Source organism: Arenibacter catalasegens, assembly GCF_002909235.1.
Lineage (GTDB): Bacteria > Bacteroidota > Bacteroidia > Flavobacteriales > Flavobacteriaceae > Arenibacter > Arenibacter catalasegens.
On the sequence record NZ_PHQQ01000015.1, the window covers coordinates 81,126 to 106,574 of the forward strand.

General features: G+C 37.2%; 15 protein-coding genes and 1 tRNA gene. 7 read left to right on the forward strand and 9 right to left on the reverse strand.

The window, feature by feature from the left end; genetic code table 11:
• Positions 1 to 80 precede the first annotated feature (80 nt).
• From CWD90_RS12940 to CWD90_RS12955, 4 genes are all read right to left on the reverse strand, one after another.
• Complete coding sequence (locus CWD90_RS12940; RefSeq protein WP_103476495.1) at positions 81 to 2,993, reverse strand: NACHT domain-containing protein; 2,913 nt, start codon at positions 2,991 to 2,993, stop codon at positions 81 to 83.
• A gap of 14 nt (positions 2,994 to 3,007) precedes the next feature.
• Positions 3,008 to 4,342 (reverse strand): restriction endonuclease subunit S, encoded by a 1,335-nt coding sequence (locus CWD90_RS12945; RefSeq protein WP_103476496.1) that lies wholly within the window; start codon positions 4,340 to 4,342, stop codon positions 3,008 to 3,010.
• Between the two features lies 1 nt (position 4,343).
• The gene (locus CWD90_RS12950) at positions 4,344 to 6,092 is read right to left on the reverse strand and encodes a type I restriction-modification system subunit M (RefSeq protein ID WP_103476497.1); all 1,749 of its coding nucleotides are present in this window, start codon (positions 6,090 to 6,092) and stop codon (positions 4,344 to 4,346) included.
• Between the two features lie 262 nt (positions 6,093 to 6,354).
• The gene (locus CWD90_RS12955) at positions 6,355 to 10,497 is read right to left on the reverse strand and encodes an AAA domain-containing protein (protein ID WP_103476498.1); all 4,143 of its coding nucleotides are present in this window, start codon (positions 10,495 to 10,497) and stop codon (positions 6,355 to 6,357) included.
• 303 nt (positions 10,498 to 10,800) lie between these two features.
• On the opposite strand from CWD90_RS12955, the gene CWD90_RS12960 reads away from it, so the two are divergent.
• Complete coding sequence (locus CWD90_RS12960; protein WP_103476499.1) at positions 10,801 to 11,085, forward strand: helix-turn-helix domain-containing protein; 285 nt, start codon at positions 10,801 to 10,803, stop codon at positions 11,083 to 11,085.
• Between the two features lie 484 nt (positions 11,086 to 11,569).
• Here the strand turns inward: CWD90_RS12960 and CWD90_RS12965 are convergent.
• Positions 11,570 to 11,651: transfer RNA gene (locus CWD90_RS12965), tRNA-Leu, on the reverse strand.
• A gap of 111 nt (positions 11,652 to 11,762) precedes the next feature.
• Between CWD90_RS12965 and CWD90_RS12970 the strand changes: the two genes are divergently transcribed.
• From CWD90_RS12970 to CWD90_RS12980, 3 genes are all read left to right on the forward strand, one after another.
• Positions 11,763 to 13,151 (forward strand): dipeptidase, encoded by a 1,389-nt coding sequence (locus CWD90_RS12970; protein ID WP_103476500.1) that lies wholly within the window; start codon positions 11,763 to 11,765, stop codon positions 13,149 to 13,151.
• A 430-nt stretch (positions 13,152 to 13,581) separates the two neighbouring features.
• On the forward strand, positions 13,582 to 13,947 hold the full coding sequence (locus CWD90_RS12975; protein WP_103476501.1) for a BlaI/MecI/CopY family transcriptional regulator: 366 nt from the start codon (positions 13,582 to 13,584) through the stop codon (positions 13,945 to 13,947).
• Positions 13,948 to 13,949: 2 nt separating this feature from the next.
• Positions 13,950 to 16,133, forward strand: coding sequence for a M56 family metallopeptidase (locus CWD90_RS12980; RefSeq protein ID WP_103476502.1), 2,184 nt, complete (start codon positions 13,950 to 13,952; stop codon positions 16,131 to 16,133).
• Positions 16,134 to 16,884: 751 nt separating this feature from the next.
• Here the strand turns inward: CWD90_RS12980 and CWD90_RS12985 are convergent.
• A complete protein-coding gene (locus tag CWD90_RS12985; RefSeq protein ID WP_103476503.1) occupies positions 16,885 to 17,859 on the reverse strand; it encodes a hypothetical protein in 975 nt (324 codons plus the stop codon).
• 248 nt (positions 17,860 to 18,107) lie between these two features.
• Here CWD90_RS12985 and CWD90_RS12990 point away from each other — a divergent pair, with 248 nt between their 5' ends.
• The 3 genes from CWD90_RS12990 (at position 18,108) to CWD90_RS13000 (ending at position 21,935) form a co-directional block, all read left to right on the forward strand.
• The gene (locus tag CWD90_RS12990) at positions 18,108 to 20,081 is read left to right on the forward strand and encodes a tetratricopeptide repeat-containing sensor histidine kinase (RefSeq protein ID WP_103476504.1); all 1,974 of its coding nucleotides are present in this window, start codon (positions 18,108 to 18,110) and stop codon (positions 20,079 to 20,081) included.
• Positions 20,082 to 20,699 (forward strand): response regulator, encoded by a 618-nt coding sequence (locus CWD90_RS12995; protein ID WP_103476505.1) that lies wholly within the window; start codon positions 20,082 to 20,084, stop codon positions 20,697 to 20,699. It begins immediately after the preceding gene.
• A gap of 135 nt (positions 20,700 to 20,834) precedes the next feature.
• Positions 20,835 to 21,935: a DUF4407 domain-containing protein gene (locus CWD90_RS13000; protein WP_103476506.1), complete on the forward strand. Its 1,101-nt coding sequence runs from the start codon at positions 20,835 to 20,837 to the stop codon at positions 21,933 to 21,935.
• Positions 21,936 to 21,939: 4 nt separating this feature from the next.
• On the opposite strand, the gene CWD90_RS13005 is transcribed toward CWD90_RS13000, so the two are convergent.
• The 3 genes from CWD90_RS13005 to CWD90_RS13015 form a co-directional block, all read right to left on the reverse strand.
• Entirely contained in the window at positions 21,940 to 22,560 is a 621-nt protein-coding gene (locus CWD90_RS13005; RefSeq protein WP_103476507.1) for a DUF998 domain-containing protein, read from the reverse strand.
• 21 nt (positions 22,561 to 22,581) lie between these two features.
• Positions 22,582 to 23,583, reverse strand: coding sequence for a metal-dependent hydrolase (locus CWD90_RS13010; protein ID WP_103476508.1), 1,002 nt, complete (start codon positions 23,581 to 23,583; stop codon positions 22,582 to 22,584).
• Positions 23,584 to 23,658: 75 nt separating this feature from the next.
• Entirely contained in the window at positions 23,659 to 25,431 is a 1,773-nt protein-coding gene (locus tag CWD90_RS13015; RefSeq protein ID WP_103476509.1) for a MutS-related protein, read from the reverse strand.
• Positions 25,432 to 25,449: the final 18 nt, after the last annotated feature.

A 25,449-nucleotide genomic window follows, 5' to 3' on the forward strand; every position in this document is an offset into this window, starting at 1 on the left:
TCAAGTTAGTTTCAAAATATAGGCTCCTTTCTTCAATATATTATTCATCAAAAATTAAGGCTACATATATTTTCTAGGTTCTACTCCATATAGTTAATTTCCTTATTGCAAATTCTATCCAGTTCTTCAAAAAGAGACAAAAAACGACTAAAAACACTTGGGTCTACTAGATTTAAAATATGATTATTAAATTTAGTTTTATCTCCAGTAATTTCATAAACTCCGACAATAGACGTTTCACTTATCATTTTTTGTTCTCGAAGAAGAACTTTGTCAAAATAATGCTCTATTTCGAAAAACTTAAAAACCTGCTTATTTTGACTGAATTCCAACAAATCTTCTGGTATTGGAAGTAAAATTGCAAAGATGTTTAAAAATTCGTGCTTTTTAACTATTCCATTGGATTTCACAAAATCACCGCTTAATCCATTGAATTCTTGATACCCTTTTGCATCATTATCGAAAATTCCAATTACAATTTTAGTCTTATCTGACTCCGTATGGATTTTATTGGATAACGTTTTTAAATGTTGGGCCAATTGTTGTGCTCCTCCTGCCTTAGATGTTGTAATATTTTCAACTGCAGTAATATTCCAATATGGCTCTTCATTCATCGTACATACTCTGAAAGCATGACTTATAATTGATGCATCTGTTTTACCCTCAGTAAAAATTTCAACTTTTTTAGGCACCTGTAATCTTTCAAAGTTGGTGTGCCTCAATTCGGAAGAAGGATGATCAAGCAAAAAGCGAATTCCGTTTATGTGTTTACGCTTTTTCGATTCCAACTTATAATCTTTCCTAACTTTTGATTGGTTGCTGTACTCCAATAGTTCTATGGCCTCATTAAAAAGGAAAACAAAGAGTGGGATTGAAAGTATTTTATCTTCATCAAAAAGCAAATCAAGCTTTTTATTGTCCGCCACACGACCAGTATTTAGTGTGGAAGCAATACAGAATAATTTGTAGTATTCTGTATATAAATCGCTTTCAAATAAAGTCCCCTTTAGTAATTGAACGTTTTTATGAAGTTCATCAAACGCTAGATTTAACGGATCTCTCAAGGTTATTGAATTATAATGCAAAAAGAACCAAGCCAGATTGGACAAGGCAATGTCAGTATCTTTAATACCTTTAAAAAAAGGGAAATCTTGTTCAGCTAACTGTTTTACACCGGTATCGGCTTTTATAATTAGGTTCAACGCTTTTATCACTGCCTTTTTTCGGTAATTTGAATCGGTCATCCAAAGGGATTGCAGAACGTACCCCAGTCCGGAAATAGATAACAATTGGTCTGGTAGTCTTTTATACTTATCAACCCTTTCAATTAATTTATCCAGAAACTTTGACATATTCTTTGTTCTGCCAGTATAGAATATAGCCGTGTTCTGCCAGTTATATTCGGTAAACTTGTCGATTACTTGATTCTCTAAATCTACTCTGTCCTCACTATTAAAGATTTCACGGGAAGCATAATATTCTAAGAAATGGTCGTGTTGATAAGTAACAAAACCAAGTTCATCTATTAAAAGCACCCCAGTTCCATCGGTCATACCTTTTATTAATTCTGGAATCACTCCTTTTTCAATAGTTATAGACTGGCCTTTAAAGTAATTTATCAGGTATTCAATAAACTCATCTTTCTTTTTTCTATTTCTGTTAGGTGTTTGGATAATTTCTAAAGCATACATAGATAAAACCTTCTCCTTGAGATTGATTTTTAAAAAATCGAGATTAGAATTTACATTTAACCGTCCTAATAAAAAAGTATTGAAGTTATCATAAACGTCAGTAATTGTAGCAGGTACCTCGTATCCATTTTCCTCATACAAAATTGATAAGAGTGATATTGTTAGTGGAGTGGCAGGTATTTTATCAAGTATTTTGTTATCAAGAAGGCTGTCCCATAACTCGTCAGATTTCTTTAAATCTTGTTTGAAAAAAGTGGTTAAATATTGCTTTACCTGTCTCAAATCAAAATTTGAGACATAAGTCAAAAGATGAACAGGTATGGTGCACTCTTTAGATAAAGATTCGTAATTTCTTGTAGCCAAAATGAACTTCGTGTTTTCATTAGAAAGAATCTTATCCAACTCGGCAAGTATGGAATTTTGTTTGTCTATTTCAAATTCATCAATAGAATCGACGAGTAACAAAACCTTATAATCGTGAAATACTTTATTATAGTTTTCCTGGCCAACAAAGTCCTTGATTTCACTGGCTACAGCGTTTTCTATGCTGTAATCCAGGGTCGCAATTAACCCAGTTTTTAATCTTATAGGAAGTATTTTCTCCTGTGAAGTCTCATTATTTTTTATTGCTAATTTGCCAATCTCTTTAAGGAGAGTTGATTTGCCTGTTCCGGCATCACCAGAGATAATATAATTTCCTTTTTGAAGATAATCTTCCAATTTAAATCGAACTCGAATTTGTCTTTGGGTCTCTGTACTTTCCTTAATATAAAAGATTTTCGGTTCAATGAAGATGTTCAGAAGATCTTCAAACTTACTATCAAGCTTGAGTATTTGTTTCAATTCTGAATTGCCAGATATAGACTGGATAAAAGAGTCCTCAAAAGTTTTCAAAAAAACGTCGTTATGTCCCCAATATTCAGGTAAATGCTTGTCCAACGTCTTAGAAAAAGTTTCAGAATTCCAAAAATCAATCTTATCTGTGCCAATTTCCTTCTTTATCCAGGCCTGGAAATATGGAGAAATTTTTTTTCTGTGGGTACTAATTAAAATAATATTGTCACCTTCATTGTAGCCAGCTTTTATTTTATCAAGTACTACCTGAACTTTTCCGCCTAGCTCGCTTAAAAAACAGAAAAATTTAAAAAGTCTTTCGCTTACAATACCCTCTTCATAAGCCTCTAAAGTATTTTGGTCTATTATATTAATAGCCTTAAAACCGATCTGTTCGATTAATTTTGCTGTTAAAGCAACCAAACTTTCAGTATCCTTAATATGTTCTAAACGATATTTATCTCCCATGTCGTACCTTATTACTATAATTGGCCTTTACTAACTTGTTTCCTTACATCTACCTTGCCTGTAACCACTTCACTGATTAGGGCGGTTTTATATTCTTTTAGTAAGTCAATTTCTTGTTGTGCTTTTGAAATTATACCATCCATATTGCTGGCAATTTTCTTTATATACTTTACTATTTCGTACTGCTCATATATAACCGGACAGCAAACCCTAATGTCTTTAATAATATACTGACTAATATTTGGTTGACCACCACCAATAGCCAAATTGATTATATGATTTTTGTTTACGATAATCCATTGCTGAAGAAATTCAACTCCAATTGTACTATTTTCACACAAAACGCAACAGGCTTGGTTCGTTGTTGTTTCGAACTTTACTATAGCAGTTTTTCCAATGGTTGCGCCGTACATTGCCACAACAAGAGATCCGCTCGGAAACTTTTTTAGTGAGGAATAGTCATCTATTGCTTTTTCAGTTATTTTTTTCCCGCATGAAAAAAGAACGCCATCATTTAAATCTCCGGTGTTCAACCAATTAATCGTTCCGTTTTCGTGATATAATGGATTTCCAGATTCAGGAGTTGTACCACTACCAATTCTGTCAAAAGCGTGACCAATTTTCCTTGACTCCCAATGCTCCGGAATTTCCCCCAGCCAATCTATACCCGAATCTTTCATGGGTACATTGGGGTCGAGGCCTTTTGTGACGGCTTGGTTGATCATGGCCGTGCGTTCTTCTTCCAAAAGTTTTATTAATTGCTCCTTTTTGGCGATCAGCGTGTCAATTTCTGCCGTTTTTTGGTTGAGGTAATTGGCTATTTGGGTTTGTTCTTCGAGGGGAGGTAGGACAAAATGAATGTTTCTTAATTGAGAAGCGTATATATGAACAACAATTTCACCTTTGGATAATCTCGCCTTTTGTATGTTTACGTGATAAGAATTAAAAACATAAGCCAAAAACATCCAGTTATTTTTTAACTGTCTAAAAATTATAACATCACCACTCGCATAAGCTTCGTCCTCTCCCAAAAAAACAACACATTTCCCTATATCTTTTTTAGTCTCGCCAGATGCAGTAAACAACAAATCGCCCTTATAAATTTCAATTGCTCTCTGTGCATTTTCGTATGACGTTCTTCGCTCTAGCTTCTTCGTATATAAATCATACTTTGTATATATATCCCCATATAAAACTACTTGAACACCATTATCCGTTAAATCGGCTTTCGTAATCCCCCTACCTTTCAAAAATTTTCCAAAATTCGCCAATCTATTGATCTCCCAATGTTCAGGAATTTCCCCAATCCAATCTACCCCGGAATCTTTATATTTATTGTATATCTTCATCCTAGGATATCACCGCTTTAATCAATCCCTCCGTTTCTGCTTCCAAGGCCAAAATATCAGCCCTTATTTCTTCCAAGGAGCGCAACGGCTTGTATTCGTAAAAGTACTTGGTGAAGTTTAGTTCATATCCAATATTGGTCTTACTATCATCGACCCAAGCATCCGGCACATGCGGCAATACTTCACGCTGCATATAGGCGTCAATATCTTCCTTTAGCGGAATGTTTTCCGTATCCCTTAGCACGGAATCGGCCTTGGGATTACCTTTGTTGTCCTTTACTACCTCACCATTTTTCATCAAAGGACGTTCTACCGTGACCTTGGAGTAGCCAAAATCTTTGTTGTCGAATATTTTACAGCAGTCGGTCTCTACAAAATCACCATATAATTTAGTGATATTGGCAATGTGGTCATCCGATAGCTCGTTGCGTTTATTTCCCAAAGATTTACTCATTTTCTTTGAGAAGGCTACGGCATTTATAAGCTGTACTTTTCCTTTTCGCTCTTTTGCCTTATGATTGCTAATGATCCAGATATACGTGCTTATCCCCGTGTTGTAGAACAATTGATCGGGCAGGGCTATAACGGCTTCCAACAGATCGTTTTCAATGATCCATCGACGTATGCTGCTTTCGTTCTGTTTACTGCTAGGGGAGCCAGAAAATAAGGGCGAACCATTAAACACAATGGCCAACCGAGAGCCGCCTACACCTTTGGGCTTCATCTTGGACATCAGGTTCATCAGGAACAAAAAGGAGCCATCACTAACAGAAGGCAATCCGGCTCCATAACGCCCACCATGGCCAAGGGATTCGTGTTCTTCCTTTACCTCTTTTTCTACCTTTTTCCACTTAACCCCAAAAGGTGGGTTGGTAATCAAATAATCGAACTTATGGTCTATGAACTGATCTCCTTTCACCTTGGTATCGCTCTTGTTTCGTAAGCTGTTGCCCTTGGCAATATTATCGGGTTTTTGTCCCTTAATCAACATATCCGACTTGCAGATGGCATAGGACTCCGGGTTGAGTTCCTGTCCAAACACTTCCAATCTTGCATCCGGATTTAGCTCATGTAGATATTCCTCGGCCACGGACAGCATGCCGCCCGTTCCCGCACAGCAATCAAAAATAGTTTTTACTATACCTTTTTGGGTCAAAATATCCCTATCGTTCATAAATAGGAGATTCACCATAAGGCGGATAACTTCCCTTGGGGTAAAATGTTCCCCTGCCGTTTCGTTGGAAATCTCGGCAAATTTTCTGATCAATTCCTCGAACATATAGCCCATTTCCATACTGGAGATGTTCTTTGGATGTAGGTCGATTTCCTGAAAGCGTTTCAATACCATAAATAACAAGTTGGACTCGTCCAGTTTGGTAATCTGGTTGTCAAACTCGAATTGTTCAATAATTTCCCTAGCTTCTTCCGAAAAGCCATTGATGTAATTGCGAAGGTTAGCGGCAATGTTGTTGGGATCGGCAATGAGCTTATCAAAGTCGAACAAGCTGCTGTTATGAAAATTGTAGCCGGCCACTTTGTTCAGAATGGGATCTAAATTCTGAATATTCATGGATTTAACCTGCTCGAACTTTTTTAGAACATCGGCCTTTGAGTCCTGAAGGACACAGTCCAATCGTCTTAAAACGGTAAGCGGCAGAATCACCTTTCCGTAATCACTTTGTTTGTAATCCCCTCTTAAAAGGTCGGCTATGGACCATATAAAATTGGCAGATTCCTTTACGTTGGTCATAAATATGAATTCAATTTTGAAAACCTAAAAATAAGAAAACCACCTTCAAGGCGGGTGGTTTAATTTGAAAAATTAAGAAGGTTTAAAAACTGGTGGTGATTTTTATGACGACACTCCTGATCAACCTTCCTGAAAAGATGTGCCAAATGGACCGCAACTAAGAATAGAAGGAAAAGATATTGAATTCAATACAGAATATGAAGATCAGCAACTAAGATAGATGTTCTGTTGCTCATTCAATGTTAATATACGGTATCATTCATTATTGATTTTCAAGAGTTAAAACCTCAACATAATTATCTAAATCACCAACTTGAGCCGTATCTCCAACACATTTTCCCATTAATGACACTCCTAATGGAGATTTAACATCAATTTTCTGAAGATCAATGTTCATGGTAAATTTCTTAATCCGTTCGTCAACTAAGTGGACATTTAAATTTTTTCCAATATTGATATATTTAATTTCAACCTTACTATTGAGCTGCACACGGTCTTCAAATAATTCCCTTTGAATAGGCTGAACTTCCTTTTGAATGCGCCCAAATATCTTTTGAATATGCTGATCTCTCTCTTCCTTAGTATTTACTTCAGTAGGTATTTCATCAAGCTCTACAAATTCTTGTATTTCGGTTTGATATTCTTTCTTTAAATCAACCAACGAATCCTCTTTTGCAACAATGATATCAGTAAAAGCCTCTTTCACAAGGTTTTTATCTGAAGTACTTCCATTTTCCCTAGTTTTACATGTTTCTTCAATAAAGTTGATCAGCCTTTTGGTTTCATTTTTATGGTTACGCCACCAATTGGTACTCCAGATCCTATGGAACACAAATCCATTACTTTCCAGTATTTTCTGTCGGTAAATATCATTTAAGTACGCTTCTTTAGAACTATGATAAGCTGCGCCATCGCACTCTATTGCAATTTTTGGAATAGTCGGATTTCCTGCATCAAATACCATGTCTATTCTAAATCCTGCATATTTTACCTGGGGTTTTATTTTATCTTCTCCAAAATGATTGACCAATACTTGATAAACTTCTTCTTCAAAAGGCGATTCCAAATCCCCTAAAGCGTCTCCAAGCCTTATTTCTTCCTTAATATTTGCAGACAAGTCCTCAAGAACCCTTTCCCTTAGCTTATTATTATCTTCACTAACCGCTTTTGCATAGGCTAGATAAGCAAAAAATGCACCTCTCCTATTATTATCTCCTTGCGTGACCAAATATTGGTTGTAATCTAAAAATACTTCTTGAGGTATGGAGGAGCACACATACACCTTATACTTGGCCCTTGTTATGATAACATTTAATAACTTATAACCTTTTCCTTGATTTAAAGGACCAAAGCGATGTGTAAATTTTCCATCCTTATTAATACCATAGGTTGTGGATAGAATAATAATGTCTCGTTCATCTCCCTGAATATTCTCTAGATTCTTAACAAAAAATCCATTTTCCTGTAGATGGAGCATTTTATCATTGAAATCTCGGTATTTTACAAATTTATTGCGCTCATAAATCTTACTTAAAATTAAGTTTCGTTGCGCAATGTTAAAAGTGGCAATACCTACAGAAGGGTATTCTCCATTAGGGTATGGATTGATATTATTTTCAATAATAGACAGTACCATCTCAGCTTCCAGTTCATTGGTGTGATCTGAGAAAGTTCCATCTACTTGAATAAAATTAATAGGATTGTATTCAAATTGATTGGGTAGTGGTTTTAAACGGCTATTGTAGAAAGCATGATTGGAAAAATCTATTAAATATGGGTGTCTGGAACGGTAATGAAAATCTAAATAGCTTTTTTGAAATTCCAATTGCTCTCCAAATTCCAATAATGATTCACAGCCCAAGAGCGAATTATCCAATACGCGTTCTTGCTCTTCTTGTTCTTCCTCCTCTAACTCGTCCTCATCTTCTATACTACCCTCAAATATTTTACTAAAATAATTGGACGGTGGCATTTGATGTTCATCGCCTGCAATCACCACTTGCTTACCTTTTAATAATGCCGGTAAATTATCTTCCAATCGCAATTGACTGGCTTCATCAAACATCACGAGATCAAAGAATTTTCGTCGATTCAAAAACAAGGTAGAACAAGCATCGGGCGTTGTTAAAATAATAGGGAAACAAGATGTAAATAGATCAATATCATAATTTACTATCTGTCTTAATGAATGGCGCTTATATACAGAACTACTGCGTTTATTGTATAGGTTACGAACCTTAAGTAGAAAGCTGTTATTAAACCTATCAGAATCCTTTACGAATCTGGCCTTCCAATATAACTTGATAAACTTAAGTTGCTCTCCTTTTAAACCTTTTACTGCCAGTGTATATTCCTTATGCTCTTTATCATCTGTTGGCAAATCATTAGAAGAATATTTATAAAGCAGTTTATTGAGATAACCCCATAAAAAGATTTTCTCCCAATTTTCTTTACCTATTAATTTGGGAATAATTACCAATTTCTTGTAATCGTCTAAAGCGTTTAAAAAATTAAACCATTTATATTCTTTTGTAAATAAGTCGTTTTCATTATTTATAAATTCATCAAAATCATTAAGAACAATTTCAAGATATTCAACTTGTGTTTTTAATTCAAAATTATAATTATGAAACCCTCCAAACCAATCATCTCCCTTAATTTTTTCGAATAACTTTTGTATAGATATATTAACATCGTTTTGATCTTTTATAAATTCACCTTTCTCTTTACTGAATAAGGCTAAAAATTTATACCAGATTGTACTCGTCTTTTTTAAATCTAAAACATCTGTCAGACCAGCATATTTTTCGCGAAGTTCTTGAATTTGGCTGTTAACAATAGTAAACTGAGATTTATATGATTTAAAGTCGGTTAACAAATCGTTCTCTATAGCATATGGATTTTCACTGCAATATTTTAATGTGTTTATGAATGATTTATTAACGAATGGTTCATAACTCTTATATAGTGTCTCTGCCTTCTTAATATCCTCAATATGATCGTATAATTCATCATAATTAAACTTAAAAGGAATGTTTTCTAAATCTAAATCATCAAGCCCTTCAACTATTCCTCTATTTTTTAAAAATTTGCCAACTACTTGTGTCCAATCATCATCACCAATAATCTTTTCATTGATTTTTTTATGTTTAGCGTTAATGGCATCTATTAGTTCTTGCGCCTTTGTAATTATTGTATCCAATTCCAATCGGCTAGTGGACGTATAGAAGTTCTTGGAATCCTCAAGTTTTTGTCGTGCTGAATTAACCGCTTTACGTCTGTCCTTTACAGCATCGTTAATCATGAGCACCATATCTTGCAAGCCAAGCTCAATTAATGCCTTTTGTAAAACCTCAAGAGCTGTTATTTTTTCACATACAACAATTACCTTTTTCTTGTTTTCTAAAGCATTGACAAGAATTGCGGTCAAAGATTGACTTTTCCCTGTTCCTGGAGGTCCCTGTATAAGTAAATGTCGTTTGGTGCCCAGTGCATTTAGAATGCCCTGTTGGGATGGGTCAGTATCTACTGAAGAAATCGATTGAAATATATGGTCTTTTAAATCCTCTTCTTCCAGAGCTTCATCATCTCCCAATAATTGTTCATAATCATTGATGATACTTTGCTTCTGCACTTCAAAAATTGAAAAAATGCCGCCGTACTCAATTTCTGCATTATTAACTGTTAAAGGCAGCTTCTCATAATGGGCTTTCTCTTTTATCCGTTTTACTTTGGTAAGGCTAGATTCTAAAACTGTTTTTAAATTGGGATCTGGGCTGGTATTGATTTTTTCAATGACACCTTGACATATTGCCACTAATTCGTCCAAATCTATTAAGCCATCATCCATCATTTCAGATGAAATTTGATCTAACTTAACATCTGCATCACTTTGCAGGTGATTTATAAGTATCTCATTGAAGTAAATAGGATCATCATCATTACGCTGAATAACCCATGTGTTAAAATCACTTGTTCTTTTAATACGCAATGACCAAATAAGTAATGGTGCTACCGTAAGTTTATTATCCGAAACATCACGGCGTACCAGTAACGGATATCCAAAACCAAAGGTATTGATGCCTTTTTCAGATTCTATGGCATCTGTTTGGTTGATAAGGTTCTCAAACGATTTTTTTATCTGAACAAGGTTAATTTGATCCTCTTCAAAAAGATTATTAAAGTCTGAAACATTGTTCTTCCAAGACACTTTAAATTTTAACGGATTCTCACTTAATAAAGCCGAAACAAATTCATTAGGCAGGTCTTCATTGATATAACTTAACCGACTGATATCAAATTTATAACGTGAGCGGCCCGGTAAGGCATTTAAATGTACCCCTCTCCTGTTACCAACTTTAAGACGGTTTTGTAATTCGGCAATAAGGTTATCCGTAAGCTTCATTTTTAATAGACTGTTTATAGTGCAAAAATTCCTTTCTATGACCTATAGCCCTTCGATGATGGACATCTAGGAATTCTAACGATTAAATGGCTATCCGAATTGTATACATTAAAAATTATTTGGCGCTAACAATTTACAAATATTAAGCAATTTGATTGCCCTATATATTTTAGAATTAAACAATAAGTCTGCATGGGTATCCCAAATATCAACAAAAAGTAGGGCTTGACTGTTCGGTTAGAGATTGCTTGCGTTTATGAACGCAAAAAATAAATTATAGAACCACTTTTAAAATCATTTGTTATGAACCAGTTACGATTCGAAGATTTACCAAAAGCAATGGAAACAGTTCTAGAAAAATTATCCATTATGGAACAAGAACTTCAAAATTTAAAAAAACACTTCCAACCCAAGGAACCAGTAGAGCTGATGACAAGGCAAGAAGTTGCTGATTATTTCAAAATCGACAGCAGTACGCTTTGGCATTGGACCAAAAAAGGAAAGCTTAACGCCTATGGGGTTGGGTACAGAGTATATTATAAAAGGAGTGAGATTGAATCAAGTTTACAAGTATCAATGAGAAAGTAATCCTTTGTTTTGGGGATCGAGTAAAAAAGTTGTGAGTTTTGGGCAGTTGTAAATCATTCAAATGTTTGACCAATGTTTGACAAAATAAAAAAGCCTACTTCTAAAAGTAAGAATTCATTCACATGCTTACAGGCTTAGAGATTAGCAATCTCACAAGTTGCGGCAATAGACCCTAATAATATTGACAAGATATCGGTTGGAATTTTAAAAATTATATGCTCGGTTAGGCTAAGAATTTTATCATAAGTTAGAATGACCCCAAATCCTTACCAAAACTTTACGCGCGGATCCTGTGCCGTTTTTATAGCGTTCGGGAATATAAGCGAAAAGTAAAAACGGCATAGGGCGCACACTACTTTCGTTCCGAAGTTCGAATTACTCTCTTCTTACTGGTTATATTTTGAAAAAAGAATTGTCAAAATGTTGTACCTATGTTGTACCTGAAACAAAAAAAGCCGACTCCTAAAAGTCGGCTTTCCCTTTGTACAGGCGGAGAGACTCGAACTCTCACACCTTGCGGCACTAGATCCTAAGTCTAGCGTGTCTACCAATTCCACCACGCCTGCATTGACTCCGATTATTATCGGGATGCAAATATAAAGTAATTTTTCAATTTTAAAATACTTAGGCATTAAAAAGTTCTTTTTTGTAAATTTAGCCTTCAATTAAACCATTTTATGCGCGAGATTTCGGAGTACCTAACAGAAAACAAAGAACGTTTTATTAACGAATTAATACAGCTATTAAAGATACCCTCGGTTAGCGCCGACCCTGCTTATTCCCAGGACGTTATCAATGCTTCGGAAGCCGTAAAGGCTTCACTTTTAGAAGCAGGGTGCGACACCGTGGAGATTTGTGAAACCAATGGGTACCCTATAGTTTACGGTGAAAAAATAATTAATCCCGATTTGCCTACTATATTGGTATATGGCCATTATGACGTGCAACCAGCGGACCCTATCGACCTTTGGAACTCCCCTCCTTTCGACCCAGTTATTAAGCCTACCGACATTCACCCCGAAGGTGCCATTTTTGCTAGAGGTGCCTGCGATGACAAAGGACAAATGTATATGCACGTTAAGGCCTTGGAGTTTATGGTAAAAACCAACCAATTGCCCTGCAACGTAAAATTTATGATCGAAGGGGAAGAGGAAGTAGGAAGTGAAAACTTGGGCACTTTTGTTGCAAAGAACAAAGAAAAGTTGGCTAATGATATCATCTTAATTTCGGATACCGGCATGATTGCCAATAATGTGCCCTCTATAACCACAGGTTTGCGAGGACTTAGCTATGTGGAAGTTGAAGTAACCGGACCCAACAGAGATCTGCATTCGGGCCTATACGGTGGTGCAGTGGCCAACCCAATCAATGTATTGACCAAAATGATTGCCGCATTGCACGATGAAAACAACCATATAACCATCCCCGGGTTTTATGACAAGGTGGAAGACCTTTCCAAAGAAGAGCGTGCCGAAATGGCCAAGGCTCCTTTTAACTTGGAGAACTATAAAAAAGCACTAAATATAAACGCAGTTTACGGTGAAAAGGGGTACACCACCAACGAACGTAATTCTATTAGACCTACCTTGGACGTTAATGGCATTTGGGGTGGATACATAGGGGCGGGAGCAAAAACCGTTATTGCCAGTAAGGCCTCTGCCAAAATTTCCATGCGCTTGGTACCACATCAGGATTGGAAAGAAATAACAGAACTGTTTAAAACACATTTTGAAAATCTGGCCCCGGACGGAGTTACCGTAAAGGTTACCCCGCATCACGGTGGACAAGGCTATGTAACGCCTATCGACAATAACGCCTATAAAGCCGCATCCAAAGCTTACGAAACTACCTTTGGTAAGACCCCAATACCTCAGCGCAGTGGGGGTAGTATCCCTATCGTTTCCCTTTTCGAGAAAGAATTAAAAAGCAAGACCATCCTTATGGGGTTTGGGCTGGATAGTGATGCCATCCATTCGCCCAACGAGCATTTTGGGGTCTGGAACTACCTAAAGGGCATAGAGACCATTCCTTATTTTTATCACTATTTCACGGAACTCTCCAAATAAATAACAACCTTCCATTAAAGCAGGGTCGGGTCCTTAATTCTCCCGACACTGCCCTGGGAGAAGGTTTTCCATTTATTCCCACATACACTATTCTTTTTCTTTTGGGCGTTCCCCTAGCGGGTCGCTCTTTCCGCTATATCTTTTTTGGCTCATTTCAAGCAGTCCTGCAAGGTTTTGGAAACCTTGTAGGACTTGAGCCCCAAACTAACCGTGATACCTACAAGGTTTTAGAAACCTTGCAGGATTCTATCCAAAAAAGGATGCCGCTGCAATAGCTAACGCAAAATCAATTAACAATAAACAATTGGCAATAAACAATCTAACCCTCACCACTTTAACACTTCACTTGGTCCCAAAAAATTAACACCTCTACACTTGTAGAATTATAATTTTTATTCTATGTTTGTAGAACACAATCGATTAATTGAACATGAAACTCTCAAAAACCGAAGAAGAATTAATGAACCACCTCTGGAAGCTAAACAAAGCTTTTATGAAGGATCTATTGGAGGTCTATCCAGAACCCAAACCGGCCACTACTACCGTGGCAACCTTATTAAAACGGATGACGGACAAAGGTTTCGTAGGGTATACCCTATTGGGGAACGCTAGGGAATATTTTCCTTTGGTAAAGAAAAAGGACTATTTCTCCAAACATTTAAACGGACTCATTAAAACCTTTTTTAATGATAGCACCTCCCAATTTGCCTCCTTTTTCGCAAAAGAAACAGATTTGAGCAAGGAAGAGTTAGAAGAACTAAGAAACTTGATAGATACCGAAATTAAAAACAAATAGCCATGTGGATCTATCTTCTAAAATTTAGTGCCTGCCTAGCCATACTCCTTGTGTTTTACAAGATGGTACTGGAAAAGATACACATACACCATTTTAAAAGATATTACCTCTTATCTGCATTTATAATCTCGCTAGGCATCCCGCTAATTACATTCACCCAATACGTTACGGTTACTGTGGAACCTATACTATTTAACCAACACCCTGAACAAAGCGGTATATATCTAGAGGCAATTCCACAAGCTGAGACCAACATTCTCCCTATTTTGTTATGGAGTTTATATAGTTTGGGAGCAATCCTTTTCGGTCTTAAGTTTTTAGCCAACTTAAAGTCATTGATCAAAAGCATCAAGAACAACCCGAGACGAAAATCGGGACGAATTCATCATGTGTTGCTTCGAGAACTCATTGCTCCACATACCTTTTTTAGCTATATATTTTTCAACCGAAAAGATTATGAAACCCAGAAAATTCCGCAGGAAGTTTTTTGGCACGAGGAAACCCATGCCAAACAAAAACACAGTTTGGATATCTTATTCTTGGAACTGTTTCATGTTCTGTTCTGGTTTCATCCCTTGGTTTACTGGGTAAAGCATTTAGTAAAACTCAACCACGAATTTTTAGCTGATCAGGCCGTATTAAAAAATGGAGCAAGTGTTCCCAACTATCAAAACTTAGTATTGGCATTCTCATCAAATGCCGTAGCGCCACCATTGGCAAATGCCATTCATTATTCATCAATCAAAAAACGAATCATCATCATGAAAACACAAACATCACAAAAAGCCATATGGTTAAAAAGTTTAATGATATTGCCTTTAATGGCACTCTTACTTTACAGTTTTAGTACTAAAGAAATCCTTGAAATTCAAAAAATAGAGACCGTTCCAATTGGGCAGGACCACCAAAAGGAAGTAATAGAAAAGGATACTGAACCGGAAGCAATTTATTATTCAAAATTCCAAAATATTACAATGGATGAAATTGTGATCGCCATAAATAGAAATGGACAGCTGTTGGTCAATGTTGATTTGGTTACACTTGAAGAATTAAAACCCCACTTACTTAAATACAACCAGGGCCTTACGAAAGAACAAAGAATTCAGAGTGTTAGGGCCATAATTAGGGTGGAGAAAGAAACACCGGACAATATCATAAAAAAAGTGGATGCTATTCTAATGGACTATGGCGTGGCCACAATCAACGTCGTTGAAAATACAATACCTAAACACCAAGAGGGTGCCACCAAGACCGAAATTCAGGAATTCAACACACTCGCCAAAAAATACAATGCACAGCCCCAAGAAAAAAGGGTTGTTCCTCTAAAAGATTTAAAAACCTTGGAACAGATTTATGGTCGCATGACGGATACGCAAATAAAGGAGGCACAGCCCTTTCCAGAATGTCCTCCACCCCCACCTACTCCAGATCCGGTTCCAAACATAAAAAAAGGGGAGCCAAGTCCTATTCCTCTAAACCCAACACCACCTAAAACCGAAAAAAAAGTTGAACTGATAGAAGCGTTGAAGTACAATAATCATAACTCCAAAAAAATGGCGCTGAAATCGGAAATACCACCCTTTGTAAGCTCCGATTTTCCTCCCCCTCCTCCAACTATTGCAACCCACGTCAATACTGAAAATTATTCCAAAGAACTGAAAAATGCTATTGATCGGTATTTAAAAAAAGCAAATAGCTATAGGGTTGAAGTCTCCAGTTACCACAACGAGCCCAAGGGTAGTATTGATAAAATAAAAAAAACCTATGTTGAAGTAATGCAATTATACAATGCATATAAAAAATTGGCATATAAGGAAAATAATTATGTGCATCCGGTCCCATTATATAATGACCCTAAAGGGGAATTTGGAAAACCAAATTCTACACTAAAAGTGGAAGAAGATAATATCCAATCACCAACTTTAAAAAGTAGCGCCAATCAAAAATTAAAGGCTATAAAAGAGCCTTCTGTATATTATGGACATTTGTACACTGTACCTCAACCACCGCCTCAGAAAAATTCAGATCCAGTGGAATATATAAAGGAATTGGCCGAAAAAGGAGCGACCTTTTATATTGGACCCCATCAATATAAGACAGATGAAGCAATCGAATTGGTTAGAAAGAGTAAAGACCCTAGCATTGATGTAAGCGATTACCCTGTCGTAAAATTGGGTGGCTGTTGATCGACCACATTCCAAACAAAACTTAAGTAGTCCTTCAAGGTTTCCAAAACCTTGAAGGACTTTAACCCCACCCAAACCTTTATATCTAAAAGGTTTGGCAACCTTGTAGGATTAGAAACAAAACTAATCGAAAAAATCAGATAATCAATCATGACCTAACACCATACCTACAAGGTTAAAAAACCTTGCAGGATTTGTGCCAAAAAAGGATGTTACTGCAAAGGCTAACGCTAAATCTATTAACAATGACGCCCTGTTTTTGCAATACTTAATTAGGGTAGATTAATTCTCCAACATTGGGACATATATTCTGATCGATTTATCTGCCAAAAGTGGCTCCCCACCCTGGACAGAGAGGGGTGGATTCTTTTCCGACAACGAGTCGGGAAAGAAGATGGGGCGGGTAGAAAGTGAGTAATACTAGGGGTACCCAAATAGCCACATTACAATAGCCTAAGGATGTACACTACCCCTTCCGCCATCCCGACAAAAAGGTCGGGATGGCACCTTCCCCTACATGGGGAAGGAGCTTCCTTTACCTACACATCATTCGGTAGTCCTGCAAGGTTTCTAAAACCTTGTAGGACTTAAACCCAAAGCGAAAAGGAAGGCTACGATCATACCCAAATACCCATAAGTTTCAAAAAACTCTTGCAGGACATGGGAGATGAATACCTACATGATTTCTAAAACCTTGTAGGTATTGGACCAGACCGAATTACCAAAAAAGGATACCGCTGCATTAAAAACATTATTCATTAATAATCGATTTTGCCTTTGACTTCATCTTGGCCAAAAGTGATTTTTTTGGTTCGCCCTCCGGTGTGCTTGTATTTTGATTTTGGTCATCATTGCCATTTTCCACCGCAACGGATGGGGAGGCCTTACTAACGGTAGAATTACCCTTATTGGAATCTTCCAATGACACAGGCATTTTAGTTTTTACTGAAGAAATAATCTCGCCTTGGAGCCAAGCTTTTACAAAAGCAGTAACTTCACTATTCACTTCCTTACCCGCCCTATAATAGGCTTTCCATTGGGGCGTTTTACTCTCATAATCCGGATTGACGAACTTTTTAATTTTATAATTATCGGGAGCAGTTAGCTTTGCGTTAAAATCCACTTTGGCAACTAGGCTAAGGTATTCCTCTAATTTTCTTTTTACCAGAACCGCAGGGTCTGCTGGATAATTTTTTTCCCATTTCGTTTTATTGGGTGTTGGATCTTCATACATGGCCAAGGAAGCTTTTTGTTCATCCACCATAGGTTGGTACATGCCAATTGCCTGGGCATTTTCCTTAGGCGCCTTTTTGAGGTCGGTTATGGCTGCCTCCAAATCCTTAATCCCATCCCTCATTCCCTGCAGTACAGCCTCATCCATTCTAGGAGGCTCTGAACTAGGCTTACTGTCGGCTCTTTTCTTTTGGTACTTAACAATGAACTCCTCGCTATTACAATACTTCCTTATATACTCACAGAGTTCTTTGGCCGCACCTACCTTGTCTCCTTCCACTATAGATGATAACATCTTCAATCTGGGAAGACTCATGAAATTATTCTTCACGTCATATTCCGTTCCAAAACTCCCAGTAAAATTTGCCATTATATAATTTTGGGCATTCGCATGGTCCATTCCCAATTTGGCAATAATGTCCTCCCCTATTTTATAGGCTGATATTCCTAACAGGCCTAGTATGGCCACTAGCATAACATGTTTTTTTTTCATTCCAATAAAATTTATAGTTAAACTTCAATAAATAACCGTTACTTCTTTGAAAGAAACCCCCCAATTATTTGCATCTGCATTCCAACTCAATATTGACGCAAATACAATTTATACATTGTAAAATTCCATATTAAACACCATTTGTACAATCCCCTAAAAACAGGATTTTTATCCTACTAAAAATCATGGAAAAAAGGGATATAAGGTATCGGCACTATGCTTACCTTTAATGGAGCAAATTGTAAGCTATGTCTGCATTATACTATTGGTGCAAATTAATTGTTTGGTCGGTACTATACTTGGCCCCATTGCAATTTGCCTTTGCCCAGACCACTAAACTGGACAGTATAGGGCGTCAAATAAAAACAGCTCCCAATGATACTGTACTTATAAACCTGTATTACCAATATGGCGAGGAATTGGCTAATAATCTACCCGACTCTGCCCTTTGGTATTTCAATGCTGCAAAACAGCGTTCATTAGCGCTAGATTTTGATAAAGGAAGGGCGGCATATGCCAGTCACGCCATCCAAATTCTAAACTCCCAAGGTAAATATAGGGAAGCACTGACCTTATGTAAAGAAGCACTTGCCATTTATGAAACTATTGGAAGCAAGAAAGACATTGCCGTGGCTTTGATCAATATAGGCAGTGAATGGCATTATCTATCAGATTTTCAATTGGCAACGGACCACTATCTACGGGCCTTAAAAATTGCCGAAGAATTGGGAGACCAGAGATTACAGAGGATTCTAAATAATAATTTAGCATCTATTTTTATCAATCTTAAGGATTACAAAAAGGGAAAGGCATATGCTGAAAAATCATTGACACTCGCCCATGAACTTAAAAATGATTATGCTATCTCTTCATCCACATTTAATATAGCAACAGCCGAGCTCTATTTAAAGGAATACAACAATGCATTGAAACACTATTCGCATATAACCGAAATAGGTAAAAGAACCGACGATTATATCGTCCTTTTGGACGGATGGCTGGGTACAGCAGATGTGTTCAATGCAAAAAACGACCAAAGTCAAGCCCTAAAATACTACACTGATGTAATTGCCCTATCAAAGGAAAAAGATGCCCAGGAATATGAGATGTATGCTTATATGGGATTGGCAGATCTGTACAAGAACCAAGGACAATACCTAAATGCCAAATCCCACATACTAACAGGAATATCCTTGGCACAAAAATTAGAGTCAAAATACGAACTTAAGGATCTGTACCTAAAAGCCTCTGAATTGGCCGAGATAACAAACCAATTTCCGGAAGCATTGGAATATAGAAAGAAGTTTGAAATTTTGAATGATTCTGTTGTAGGGGATAAAACCAAAACGAATATCCAACTTTTGGAAGCCAAGTTCGATTCCGAAAAAAAAGAAAGCACAATCTCCAATTTGGAATACAATAAAAAAATTCAAGAGCTTACCATTAAACAAAAAAACATATTGAATTATTTGCTTTTCGGTGTAATAGCCACCTTCATGCTTTTAAGTCTTATCTCGTATCGAAGCTATAGCCATAAACAAAAACTTCAATTGACACGTATTAATGAACTGGAGACCGAAAAGCAGCTTGCAGCTACTGAAGCTGTCCTTAAGGGAGAAGAACAAGAAAGAACTAGAATTGCCAAAGACCTACATGACGGCTTGGGAGGAATGCTTTCTGGAATTAAATACTCCTTTGAGACTATTAAAGAAAATATGGTCATGACGAATGAAAATCAACAGGTATTTGAACGGAGTATGGATATGCTGGACAGTTCTATTAAAGAAATGCGCAGGGTGGCCCATAATATGATGCCAGAATCCCTCCTGAAATTCGGGCTGGATACTGCACTCAAAGATTTTTGCAACCATATAAACAAGAGTGGGGCATTACAGATCAACTATCTGTCCATTGGACTTGAGGGTGCACTGATAAACCAAACGGTAGCCATTACAATCTATAGAATTGTTCAGGAACTCATCAACAACACATTAAAACATGCAAGGGCAGAAACTGTCATTGTGCAAATAACTAAAACGGAGCATCAACTTGCCATAACTGTAGAGGATGATGGCGACGGATTCGATACTCTAATTTTAAAAAAATCGAAAGGAATGGGCTGGACCAATATTCAGCATAGGGTCGAATTTCTAAAAGGAAATTTAAACGTAGACTCTGAATATACAAAAGGAACATCGATGCACATTGAATTTAATATTTAAATGACAACAAAAATATTTATTGTCGATGATCATTATATGATAATCGAGGGCATAAGGTCACTGTTGCAAAATGAAAAGGGATTGGAGTGGATGGGACATGCCATGAACGCAACATCCTGCATGGCATTCCTGCAAAACCATAAACCAAATATCATCTTATTGGACATAAACCTACCGGATATAAGCGGCATAGACCTCTGTAAGGAAATAAAATTGAAATTTCCCAAAATTGAAATTATAGGTTTAAGTTCATATAATCAACAGAGCTACATCAACAAAATAATGGATAATGGAGCTTCCGGATATGTGTTGAAAAATGCAACCAAAGAAGAATTATTGGATGCCATTGAAACAGTAATGGACGGTGAAAAATATTTAAGTGAGGAAGCCGCATTGATTGTCAAAAAAAATGAGGGCTCAAAAATACCAATAATTACAAGAAGGGAGAAAGAAGTATTATCCCTTATTTCCGATGGCCTTACCAATAACCAGATTGCAACCAAACTTTTTATAAGTATCACTACTGTGGACACTCATCGAAAAAACTTGTTGGCAAAATTTGAAGCTAAAAATACGGCCACCTTGATACGCATGGCCAGCCATCTAGAATTTATCTGAGCCTGGGACAGCATATCTTTACCAATAGTCAAAAGCGTCTAAAAAATACCCAATATTTATGATAATTTTCTGTAACAAATCATTTGTTTCTACGTTCTAACAACCTATAGGAACATCAATCAAAATCAGAACACTATGTTACAGCAATTTTTTATTCTCTGCTCTGGAGCAGATGCCGATATTCTAAAAACCTGCTCCAAGGGAGAGCAAAACAAATATGCCGGAATTGGCGCAACGGTATTCTTTACCGCTGTTATGGCCTTTATCGCCAGTGCCTACGCCCTATTCACTGTCTTCGACAATGTCTACTCCTCTGTTTTCTTTGGCCTTATTTGGGGTCTGCTCATTTTTAATCTCGACCGCTTTATTGTCTCCACCATAAAGAAGACCAATAGCTTTAAAAGTGAATTTCTACAGGCTACCCCTAGAATAATTTTGGCGGTGATCATCGCTATTGTTATATCCAAACCCTTGGAAATGAAAATTTTCGAAAAGGAAATCAATCAAGTGCTTCTTGAAGAAAAAAATACGATGACACTTGTTAATAAAGAGCAAATCGCTACCCAATACACCCCAAAAACAGAAAAATTGAATGCCGCTATTTTGGGCCTAAGAAATGAAATAGCTACTAAAGAGGCCGAAACCAACGCTCTGTACGATACCTATATTTCAGAAGCTGAAGGCACGGCTGGCACCAAATTATTGGGAAAAGGACCTGTGTATAAGGAAAAACGGGATAAACACGACGCCGCCCAGACGGAACTTCAATCACTAAAACAAACCAACGCTGTTAAAATCACAGCTCTGGAAACACAGATAGCGGCCTTGGATCTGGAATATGCCGATCAGATTACAACCACACAACCTATTATTGATGGTTTCGATGGATTAATGGCACGTATAAATGCCTTGGACAAACTACCCTGGATGCCTTCCTTTTTTATCTTTCTGTTATTCTTGGCTATAGAAACTTCACCCATAATCGCAAAGTTATTATCACCAAAAGGCGCGTATGATTATAAACTGGAAGATGAAGAAAGTGCCGTTAGGACCTGGGTTACCCAAAAAGTAAGTCAACGGGAAAAAGTATTGGAAACAGATACGCTGTTAAATAATAAAATTTATGGTGAAATAGTTGAGGAGGAAGAAATCTACAATTATAAAAAACAGAAGGCCGAGGAATTGCTTAAGTTACAAGCCAATGCCTTTCACGAGGTACAGGTGAAGAGTTTATAAGGAATCATAATTTTTTGATGAATATAGATACATAACATATCCAAACCAATATGGACCCTTCCAGCAATCTCTGGAAAAGTCCAAGGTAGGAACTATTCAAGTTTCCAAGTAGCAACCAAGTAAAAACAATGGACATCAAGCCAAAAATTACGGAAAGTATCCGCAAAAAGTTCTTGGATCCCAACCCCACTGCAAGAATACAGAAGGGCACTGTTAAATAAGTAATTCCTCCTGAAAAATTATGGATGATCTGGGAAGTGGAAGGATCTATAAGTTCGGGGTTGCAGCCGGCATCACAGGGAAAAATACCAACCACTATTGTAGCCATACCATAAAATAATCCTAGGCCCCAGAATCCCAACTTGATCAATAGACTCTTTGGCAAGACCATTGGCGAAAGAAACGCAAAGACAGACATAAGAATTCCACTGGGGATTATTGCACCCCATCTAAGAACAGCCCCATACTCCGTACCCTTGGCATAGGATTCACTTATCAATTGCCGATTATGACTGTACACCTCCAAAAGATGGCCACCAATTACCACAGCTACTACAAAGAATATTACCCCGCCAATACCAGACCAAAAAATGATGTGCTTTATTTTATACAACTTCTTAGCCATTCCCTTATTTAAATCAACATTTTAATTCCCCCACATCCTTCCCCAAAGAGCTAGGAGTAATTTTTTGGCATCGCGCTTCATTTTAGGAGTTTCTTCTACCAATAGATCACCGTCCTTGGAAACCAACTTATAATTGAAGGCAAATTGTTGCTCATTGGGCTCCAAACTCATCAATCCAAATCGTAGGTCATTAAAAAATAGCTCTCCATTCTTCTCATTTATGGTAAACCATCCTTCCGTAATTTTCTTGAGTCGCATTACCTTATCGTTCCCAGCCAAGCTGCCCAATAATTCATGGTTTTTAGGATATCTACTGAATTCAATGGGCTTATTATCAAAAAAAGAGTAGTTCCCAATTAGGTAAGCATCACCTGCATCCACATTGGCAGACCATAGAATAGTATTAAATGGAGACGGTCTCACATCCATGTCGTTATAGGCTATCCCTTGGGCATCCAGACTATCCGTTATCTTTTTAAAGGCAATTCCCTTAAGCACCAAGGTCAGTCCCAAATAGGCACTGCTAACTATCAACCCCATAGTATTATAACGTCCACGAATTGGCGAGTCGCGCTTTTGTCTAAGGGCCATTATAAGAAACGCCAAAAAGGGGAGGGTGTATAAGGGATCAATAACAAAGATGTTCTGAAAAGCCAATCTAAGGTCAAAAGGCCAAAACAGTTGAGTACCCCAAGTAGTAAAAGCATCCAAAATGGGATGCGTAAAGAGTCCCCAAAACATTAACCAAGACCAATCTTTCCAACTGGCAGGTCCATTACGCTCCAATTTAAAGATCAGCCATCCGAAGATAGGGGCAAATATTACCGAAAAGAAAATAGAGTGACTAACACCTCTGTGCCATTCTATGGCCGTTACACTATCCGTAACATAATTGGCCAAAACGTCGAGATCTGGAATGGTTCCCGCAATGGCTCCATAGAACATAGCCTTATTACCGACTTTCTTTCCTAATACGGCTTCTCCCACCGCGGCACCCAATACGATCTGTGTTAGCGAATCCATTGTTGTTCTTTATTCCCAAGGCCTTAGCAAATATTAACCTTACGTGTTTTGTAAATATCCTTGCTCCCAAGCAGACTATTCCACTATTTCCATCTTCTTCAACAAGAAAGAAGCATTCATATTTTTACAGATACCTGTTTTGAAGGTATAATCAAAATGAAGTTCGTTGTTTATGATTTCAGCATCAAAATAATAATTTTTAATCTGTGGCAACTCTTCTGAAGCCTCGCACAAACTAAGGTCATGGGTGGCTATAATTCCGGTCGACTTTGAAGTCACTAATCTTTCAACAAACTTCCTGGATCCAATTGCCTTGTCCAAGCTATTGGTCCCTTTTAGGATCTCGTCCAAAACAATAAAATATTTGTCGTTTTGAATTTCATCCACAATAAACTTTAACCGCTTTAGTTCCGAGAAGAAATACGATTCATCATCTGTAAGGGAATCGGTAGTGCGCATGCTGGTAATTAATTTTATCGGCGAATACTCGGCTGCAGATGCACATACGGGAAGGCCAATATTGGCCATGACAATCTGAAGGGAAACTGTCCTTAAGAATGTACTTTTCCCCGCCATATTGGCCCCTGTAACAATAAAGAACTGTTCCTTAAGAATGTTTATATCATTGGGAACTGCCTTTTTAGGATCCAACAAAGGATGTGATGCCTTCACCGATTTCAGGACAATCCCGTTTTCCACCAGCTTTGGATACGAATAGGACGGGTGGTTATGGGCAAAATTTCCCAAACTATTATAGGCATCAAAAATAGCAATGGTATGGAACCAGTTTTCAACTTTTAATCCATGTTTACCTATCCATTGCTCTATCCTGTATGCTTGACGCAAATCCCAAAGTAAAAATCCATTTCCAAGTAAGGCGAAAAACATATTGTTCCGTTGATCCAAAGCACTTAGTATCTCCGAAAACTCCTTTAAAATTTTTGATGCCAGCTGTTCTTTGGAAACAACACCATTACTTTTCTTCCTTAAAAGTTCTGTGGTAAATTCCTCCTCCTCTATTTTTAATATCAACTTTTGATATTGATGAAAGGTGCTTTGCACCCTATTGGCATCGGAGGCCAATTTTGAAGTTTTTTTTAGGTAAAAACCACTGACCAATAAACCAGCCAAAAGAATAATTAGAATGGGGAAACCTGGCAAAATTCCTAGCAGGTAACCTCCAATTAAAATCACGGAAACCAGGGAAAATACATTAGGCAGAAAGCGCATTGCCTTGGGAACATACGCCTTATACCCCTTCAGCCACGAAACTATAGTTTTAGTGGTGGTATCCGTTTTTACCAAAATAGCGATAGCTGAAAATTGCTGTCTCCAATCGGGCATTTTTGCAAGCTCCTCCACCGATTTTTGCTTGGATTCTATATTATCGATATCATTGGACAAGAGCATTTCCACCAACATATCACTGCCTTGGTTCAATGCTGTACGATTACTGTATTGATAGAATGAACCTTTGCCAAATAGGTCGATATCCTGGGCAAAATAATGTGTAGGATTCCTGTATTCCGAACCATCGGGAAGATGATGAAAATTCCTATCCAGCACATGAATCTCAGTTTCGTTTATTTTAATCAGCGCCAATAATTTATCCCTTTTGTACTGTAAGTCCGTATGCTTGGAAACCAGATATAAAAATATCCCGATGGTCACGATAATTACGGCGAGGACCAATTTTGTGTCACCAAAAACAAGGTAGACCAAGGTAGTCGCAATAACAAAAAGTATCAATCGAACGGTACTTGATAGTGCTAGTTGCTGTTTCACCTTGCCTAACAACTCTTGGTGAACTTCAACTCTTTTTTTATAAAATACTTTTAAGTGCTCCATTTAGGAATTTGAAATGTA